The sequence below is a fragment of the Gemmiger formicilis genome (assembly GCF_900167555.1).
GTDB classification, from domain to species: domain Bacteria; phylum Bacillota; class Clostridia; order Oscillospirales; family Ruminococcaceae; genus Gemmiger; species Gemmiger formicilis.
In genome coordinates this window covers 1-7,244 of record NZ_FUYF01000044.1, presented here as the reverse complement: position 1 = coordinate 7,244, position 7,244 = coordinate 1, and the positions used below count along the sequence as shown (strand labels likewise).

Here is a 7,244-nt window from a genome sequence, read left to right as displayed (position 1 = left end):
CTTCCCTCTTTGCTGGGACCTGCGATGAGTATCTCCGACTTGCAGGCTGTACCCAAGTTTATAACCCTGTCGGATTTGCTGATTTTCTGGTTAATCTGTCGTTTCGCGGCCTGCCTCTGCATGAGCCGGATTACCTTATGGCTGGGACAGAAATTGGGGAATTTGCTGACTGCGCTCTTTATCAGCGCAGTTGCCTATTGCCTGCCCGCGCTGCTGAGCCTTTCCGGAATGAAAAATGGTATCGAGTGGTTGGGTTTCTATCCTCTATTTCATGCTGCGGCTCTTTGGCAAAACCAAGGCTATAACGCCAACGGAGAAAGCTACAACGCAATGTGGATTCCGATTTTTCTGGTATGCGCAGCATTCTTTCTCGCATGGGCAATCGGACAGGCTCTTATGGATGACTATGATATGATAGGGGTTCCGGATGAGGTACTATAAAAATCTTTCTATAGATGAATCTAACCGTACCGTTAAAAAAGAGGGCCAGTCGATTCACCTGACTGCCATGGAGTATCAGCTGTTTGTCACATTGCTCGACCATTCCGGGCGTGTCTGCTCCCGAAATCTTCTGCTGTCATCCGCTTGGCATATCACAACTCCGATTCAGACACGGACGGTCGATGTACATATCGCGAAATTACGGAAGAAGCTGGACTTGGGGCAAAATGATTTAAAAACCGTAACGAGGCAGGGGTATGCACTCTCGGGGTGAAAGGCCGCGAATGACAGATTGACAACGAAAAATCTCTCCAATCGTATTTATACATTCTAACTCGTGAGCGAACAATTGACTTCCTTCGAAAATGGGAGCGCCGCCGAGGTGCTCTGTCTGATTATGAAAATTACTCCGCCATCTTCGACAATCTTAAAGATCCGGAGGAAATCGCATTAACAAATCTACAGTTAGACAAAGCGGTCAGCATTCTTTCTGATATGCCTTTAATTTACCGCCGAACATTGGTTCTGAGAGTAAAAGGGTACTCTATTCGTGAAATTGCGAAAATTACAAATTCAAGTGAATCAAACGTTAAAACCCGCATACACCGAGCACGCGCCATCTTACTCAAATCGTTCGACACTTAATAAAAAATATTTTTGAAACTGGTTTACATTTACAGATGATTTTTCTCTTTCCCCTTTCAGGAGGGGAAGAAGAAAATGAAATCATCTCTTTATTCTTGTATTCAAGCTATCCAAGACGGCGACAAAGAGCAGGCGCTTGCTTTCTGGAGAAGTTTTCTCCCTTGCTCAAGAAGTATGCATACTTCCTGCAAACGGAAGATGCACTGCAAGAGCTTCAGTGCTTTCTGTTGGCTTTCATTAAAAATTTACATCTCAATAAGTTGACTTCAAGCACTGATGGTGCTATCATCAGCTATATCAATAAGACGATATATCATCATTATATCGCACTTTCGAAGGGCAACCGGCACAAAATTCCAACGGTGTCCATCGAGGACAAGTCAGGCTTCGATTCGTTGCAGTTTGATTCTAACTTTGGTGAGTCTGATACATACTCAAATCTCTTGCTGATGGATCTTCAACGTGCGTTGACAGCTGACGAATACCATGTCATCTATGATCACTTTTTCCGTCAATATAGCATTCAGGAGATTGCTGCAAGAGACAAGAAATCTCGGCAAGCCATAAACAAATGCAAAAAGACTGCATTAGAGAAATTACGTCATTATTGGGGAATCAAGCAATAATCATCACGTATACTGTTACCGCTTTTCAATTTTCCGGGCTGTTTCGCAGAAAAATTCAAAGGAGGTATCTGTTATGAAGCATCCGATTACTAAAATTATTCTTCCGATTACCTTAAGTACTTTGCTTTTAACAGGCTGTCAATCGCCTTCCACATCGGGTTCATCGCCCAGCTTGTCTCAGCCTTCTACCGTAATCCCCTCTGCTACGGTCTCTCCTGTGCCAGATGAGCCTGCTTCGTCAACGCCTATGGTAGAAAATCCACAGGATACGGCATCCGAGGCAGAACCGTCCGAGGATATTATGCAAAAGGAAATAGATACGTCCGATTGGATGCCCGCTGATCCTTTCGACATTGACTTGGCAGAGATTGAAGACTTTCTGAATGATAGTAAGTTGTTGGGTATTTTAAGTGGGCGTAATACAAAAGTTATTTTGTCTGAATCCGATGAGTCCAGGCAGTATTTAAGGTGGGCTGTATCCCTCTGCTTAACACAGGCCGCTTCCGACAAAGGGCTTCCTTTGCAAACCAACGAAGATGGTGTGCCTTATTTTCCAATTTCCGATTTTGAAGAAGCCGCATATGAACTGTTTGGAATCCAATACGACTTTTCTTCTTTGGCTGAATCTGCATCTGACCGCGCCCCAGACGGGATGCTTTGTGTGACATGGGGCTATGAAAATTCATTGGCTGGAACCACTATCCAAGAGAACACCTTATTAAAGGGAAATGGAGAATATTCTGCTATCCTAGAAAATCAATTTTATAATCCGGGAGAGGATTCCACAGTTTATCTTGAGCAAATTGTATTCTCCCAAAATAATTCTTATCGGTTTTCACCTATTCGTATTTCGCAAGTTAAAAGTATACAGTAAAAGCAGGTACAGCAACCAAATACCCACAAGGGATTTTTGCTGTCCCTGCCAATAAAGCTTTAGTAAGTAATTTTATATGTTACATATCAATCAAGACCTATCAACATGATAAAACGGCAATGCATTGATGGGGTCTACCACCGGCAAAAGACTAATTGAAGTCCAGCCTTTCACACCGGGAGCCATTCGAGCATCGTTACCTACAAATAGGCCGAAATGCAGGTGCGGACCGGTAGACTTTCCCGTGTTTCCAATCGTACCGATGCGATCGCCTTTCTTCACCTGCTGGCCGGGAGTTAAAGTTGGAGCCGAAAGCAAATGCATATAAAGGGTACGCGCATATTGGCCCGACATATTCGTGGTAGGATTGCTATGATTAATAGCAATGCAGTTGCCCATAGTCCACATATTAGTACCGGAGTCCGGATGATTTGCATCTTGAACAAAAGAAACTACGCCATCCGCAAATGCATAGACACCATGGTCTGCATGCTTATCGCGGATATCAATTCCCAGATGCTGTCGTTCAGTGTCGGTTGCCTTGAGTCGGAAATCATCAGAAAGTTTCTTACAGTACGTGGGATATACATATTTGCCATAGGGGCCGAGGCCACCGCCTGTACCAGTGTTGCCACCCGCATTGGTTTTCTCGATTAGCTGCCATACCTGATTTGCACCGGTATTGCGCGCGGCCCACTTGACATTTGCGCCGCTTGCAGTACTTTCTGCCGTCAGGTACAGGTTATTATCCGCATCATTGCGGTAGCACTGGATTAGATAGAGGTTTCGGCTTGCATCAATCGTCTTAAAATTAATTTTAGAATCATTCTTATTGTCGCTCCAAGTATGGATATCACAGTTACCATAGTTAGAAGACCCCAGCCAGATATTCAAAGCGTAATCATAATTGATTGCGCTTTTGATTCGGGCAAAGCCGTTGTCGATATCGACTCGCCAAAGCTGGTCAAGAACATCCTGCTTGCTCCACACAATCACATTTCGATTCTGAGAAACCTGCGTATTGCCATAAACGCTTAAAGCAATACCGGTATTGTTTTGGGGGACAATCCAATAGATTTTGCCATTTTCATAGCCCATAGGTATACTTCCTTTCATTTTTGTTTTTTCACCTCGTCAGGTGCTTTTGTGAACGTTCACTAAGTAAAGAGAATATAATGCATCTTTTGTAAACCGATATTTTAGAAATATCAAGATTGCTATTTAGTATTTAAGGGGGTAAGATTATGAATTTTCAAAAAGCAGCATCTGTTCTTTTAAGTGCGTTAAGCGTCTGCTTCTTATCGAGTTGTGATATTTCATTAGAAGAGCCTGCTCCTTCTAGCAAGTCCCAAGACGGTTCAGTTCTTTCCAATAGCCACGAGGAAAGTACATTCACTACAGATTCAAGCATCTCTAAATCGGAAAGTTCTGCTCCATCAAGTCCTGTAGCAACAGACACCCCAGAACAATCCCCTATAGATACCACAAAGGAATATTCGGATCTTTCCTTTTTAACAACTGACCAACAAGAATTGTATCGGGTTGCTTATGATGCTAAAGATGGATTGTACGGTATGGGAGATAACCTTATGTATCTATGGGGCTATCGACCTGTTTTGGACGATAACGAAGCTGTCGTTTACATAGACGAAGACTATGTTTTATACGATGCTAATTTTTATGAATTTTCAAATCATATCCACCAAATTTTCACAGATAGTTTTCTTGCTAACTCCGACTATTCTGTAAAGTTCATTGATTACGATGGAGATGTTGCGGTCAACTACAGCCTCAAAAAAGATATGGTGTATGGTACAACCATTCAAGTTAATGAAGCCTTTCCCGACACGTATCGCTTGGTTTGCAGTTCAGAAAACAGCATTGATTTCACATTGATTTCCCACTATGATCGAAATGGATGGAATGGCCCAAATGATTCAATTGATGTTTACACTATCGAATATCCAATACGCATGATTAAATTGTCTGATGGTTGGCGTATTGATGAATTTCATACCACCATGTTCGGGTGACAAAATCAAGGGAGACTAGTCTCCCAGTCTCCCTCGATTCTTGTAGTTCTTCCTTTACATGAAGTTTGCCGTTATTGCAGCGCTTTTGACGTCAATGTTTAGATGGTGCTTTGCGGATTTTGGTAATTCCCAAAGATGTACCGTAGCAACTAAGATTCATGCCCGCTGCCAAAGATTTTCTCGTACCGTCTGCCGGATCAATAATGATGATATCTTCAAAACTGGAGCCGCTCGTATAATCAAATGCGAGCATCCAATGCCCCTTCCCACCGGGGCAATAGCAAATTGGCGGGATACCTGTATCAATGATAGATTTAATATATGCCACCGTTTCTGCATCCGTCGGGCGTTTTGCCACCTCCGTATCCAAAATAAAGCTCCAACCATTTTTCGTCAGCCATGTGTAACCTTTGTTGGAATTCCAGAGTTTGATGTTCCCATCGCTTGTGGTAACGTATCCATCAAAAGAGGTCACCGTATAATTTTCTCTGTCCCGATACGCCGCAGCCATAATGCCCGCCGTAACAGCACACCCATTGCCTTGGAACCAAGGTACCGGATGATTTTTCTGGCTCAGCCATACAGGGATAACAATTTTCCCGCTAGTGCTACCACCGCCGCTAGTCTGCGTAGTGCAAAGCTGCCATACCTGATTATCTGCACCAGATGCACTTTCCCACGTCAGAGAAGCACCGTTCGAATTGGATGCCGGAGTCAGGTACAGGTTGTGGTTGATCATCTTGATGCGGTACAGGTTGTTGGCTGCATCGACAGTCAGCAGATCAATCAGCGCATCTCTTTCGTTACCAGAAACCCGAAAGAAATCGCACACGCTGCTAGCCCCGCGGCCATAGATGTTCAGACCATACGCATTGTTGAGGTCAGAAAGCAGTTGGCAACCACCGCTAACCTGATGGATTTTAAGGCGTTGATCTGCTGCACCAGTTGCCGCATACAGCGTAGCTTTCTGGTGATCTGCAATGCTACCATTGCCATAGCGATTCAGCCAGAAACTGCTGTTGCCGCGATACGGACGGAAATAGTAAGAGTGCTCAAAAGTGTAAGCCATTATTTTTTCACTCCTTCATTGAATTTTGTTCTTGCACCTCGTCAGGTGCTTTTGTGAACGTTCATTAAGTAAAGAGAATGGGAACAGATTTTTGTAAACTAATATTAAAAAATCAACGCAAAATCTGTGATGTTACCGACCTTTTTCAGAATGCTATGCTTTCCCCTTCATACGCGCCTCCGAAGCTGTTCAAAGAATTTTCTATGTATTTTATATGAGGAATAAATACAAAGTGTGTCGTGCTACTGCTTTTTTAACTTGATGATAATAGGATTTCTTGCCTAAAAGGAGGGTTTACTTATGAAAAGACCAAAAGCACTCGCAATGATTTCAATTACATTAACTGCTTTTGTGATTTCTGGATGTGGTATCACCATAGCACAATCTTCTTCCAACTCGAGCGATTCTGAAAGTAGAGCACCTGCTTCAAACAGCCCCAAACAGAATGCTTCTGATTTGCCATCTACACCTCAAATTATTTCGACGCCTGAGTCTTCTGTTTTAAACAAAGCACTTAGTAATACATCGGAATCTTTTTGGCTCTTAGCCAATCATGAGCAGTATTTGACAGGCGTAGTAACTGATTGCCATTTTGAAACGTATCCGCAAAAATCATATATCTGTTTTACTTCAAACGGACAAGAATATCGGATAGAAGGTAGCTTAGGCCAAGGGGGTGAAGGTCTTTTACAATTTCATAATCAAGGCTCCTATTCTGGAAAAGATTCTGAGGAATGTCATTCCGGCTGGTATATAGTCGCCTATTTTGAAGATGATTTAACTACAGGGCAAACCACGATTACGCAGCCTAAAGACATTTTTCTTTCAGCTTCCGAGGATGTTTACAATCAAATTCCAAAAGTGGATTATTCATTATCTGTGTTGCATAAAAATTTTGATGATATCGATGACAAAAGAGTTTTTATCCCATCTGAAGCAATGCAGCGAGTTTCCGACTATGCTGGATTAAATGGTATGCAAAAGCAAAGCCTCTCCGCAGGCGTTTACATATATACCAATGGGCTGCACACATTATCTTTCCAAGGCCTTCATTATAACGATTATTACCATTTGGACCGGGAAACCGCCGCTAAGATATATTCAGATGACCCGACTTTATCTGTAAAGTATCGTGATACATCATTTCCTGGTGATGGTATTACATCACAACCATTTATCGAATATGAAATCATTGACAAGCATGGAGACAATACCGACTTTTACTATGTCACTATTAGTGGGGAAGTCTCTCCGCTTCAAACGCTTTACGATATGGACGATGGCGTTTTAATCAAAAAATAAGAAACGGGAACTGCCCGATGCAGTTCCCGTTCCCGTTATTCGCCAGCCATGTATCCGTACGGACGAATCGTAGTTAAAGGATTACACTGTGCCAGTTTCAGACGATATACGCCACCGAAACTTACAGCCGGTTCCAGCGTAATAACGGTATCCTTGTCCGCAGCGGAGTTCAGGTGCCAAACGATACAATTGGTATTTTCGGTGTTGTAATTCAGGGCATACCAACCGCCACCGCGCTGAAGAACAATTCGCAC

10 protein-coding genes are annotated in these 7,244 nt (G+C 42.9%); 7 read left to right on the top strand and 3 right to left on the bottom strand.

Annotation, left to right across the window (positions count from 1 at the left end):
• The 5 genes from B5D32_RS15300 to B5D32_RS14055 all read left to right on the top strand — a co-directional run.
• A partial coding sequence (locus B5D32_RS15300; RefSeq protein WP_207651136.1) for a hypothetical protein occupies positions 1–441 on the top strand: 441 nt, incomplete at its 5' end.
• On the top strand, positions 428–715 hold the full coding sequence (locus B5D32_RS14070) for a winged helix-turn-helix domain-containing protein (RefSeq protein WP_078785597.1): 288 nt from the start codon (positions 428–430) through the stop codon (positions 713–715). The genes B5D32_RS15300 and B5D32_RS14070, both read left to right, overlap by 14 nt.
• Positions 716–732: 17 nt before the next feature.
• Positions 733–1,086 (top strand): RNA polymerase sigma factor, encoded by a 354-nt coding sequence (locus B5D32_RS15780; RefSeq protein ID WP_078785596.1) that lies wholly within the window; start codon positions 733–735, stop codon positions 1,084–1,086.
• A gap of 35 nt (positions 1,087–1,121) precedes the next feature.
• Positions 1,122–1,712: a sigma-70 family RNA polymerase sigma factor gene (locus tag B5D32_RS14060; protein WP_078785595.1), complete on the top strand. Its 591-nt coding sequence runs from the start codon at positions 1,122–1,124 to the stop codon at positions 1,710–1,712.
• 73 nt (positions 1,713–1,785) lie between these two features.
• On the top strand, positions 1,786–2,586 hold the full coding sequence (locus tag B5D32_RS14055; protein WP_143402792.1) for a hypothetical protein: 801 nt from the start codon (positions 1,786–1,788) through the stop codon (positions 2,584–2,586).
• Positions 2,587–2,676: 90 nt separating this feature from the next.
• On the opposite strand, the gene B5D32_RS14050 is transcribed toward B5D32_RS14055, so the two are convergent.
• The gene (locus tag B5D32_RS14050) at positions 2,677–3,684 is read right to left on the bottom strand and encodes a M23 family metallopeptidase (RefSeq protein WP_143402791.1); all 1,008 of its coding nucleotides are present in this window, start codon (positions 3,682–3,684) and stop codon (positions 2,677–2,679) included.
• Between the two features lie 146 nt (positions 3,685–3,830).
• Here B5D32_RS14050 and B5D32_RS15085 point away from each other — a divergent pair, with 146 nt between their 5' ends.
• Positions 3,831–4,619 (top strand): hypothetical protein, encoded by a 789-nt coding sequence (locus B5D32_RS15085; RefSeq protein WP_143402790.1) that lies wholly within the window; start codon positions 3,831–3,833, stop codon positions 4,617–4,619.
• 91 nt (positions 4,620–4,710) lie between these two features.
• On the opposite strand, the gene B5D32_RS14040 is transcribed toward B5D32_RS15085, so the two are convergent.
• The gene (locus B5D32_RS14040; RefSeq protein ID WP_078785591.1) at positions 4,711–5,688 is read right to left on the bottom strand and encodes a ricin-type beta-trefoil lectin domain protein; all 978 of its coding nucleotides are present in this window, start codon (positions 5,686–5,688) and stop codon (positions 4,711–4,713) included.
• A 300-nt stretch (positions 5,689–5,988) separates the two neighbouring features.
• On the opposite strand from B5D32_RS14040, the gene B5D32_RS15080 reads away from it, so the two are divergent.
• Complete coding sequence (locus tag B5D32_RS15080) at positions 5,989–6,990, top strand: hypothetical protein (protein WP_143402789.1); 1,002 nt, start codon at positions 5,989–5,991, stop codon at positions 6,988–6,990.
• A 35-nt stretch (positions 6,991–7,025) separates the two neighbouring features.
• Here the strand turns inward: B5D32_RS15080 and B5D32_RS15460 are convergent.
• Positions 7,026–7,244, bottom strand: a 219-nt coding sequence (locus tag B5D32_RS15460; RefSeq protein WP_207651135.1) for a hypothetical protein, incomplete at its 5' end; no start/stop codon positions are given.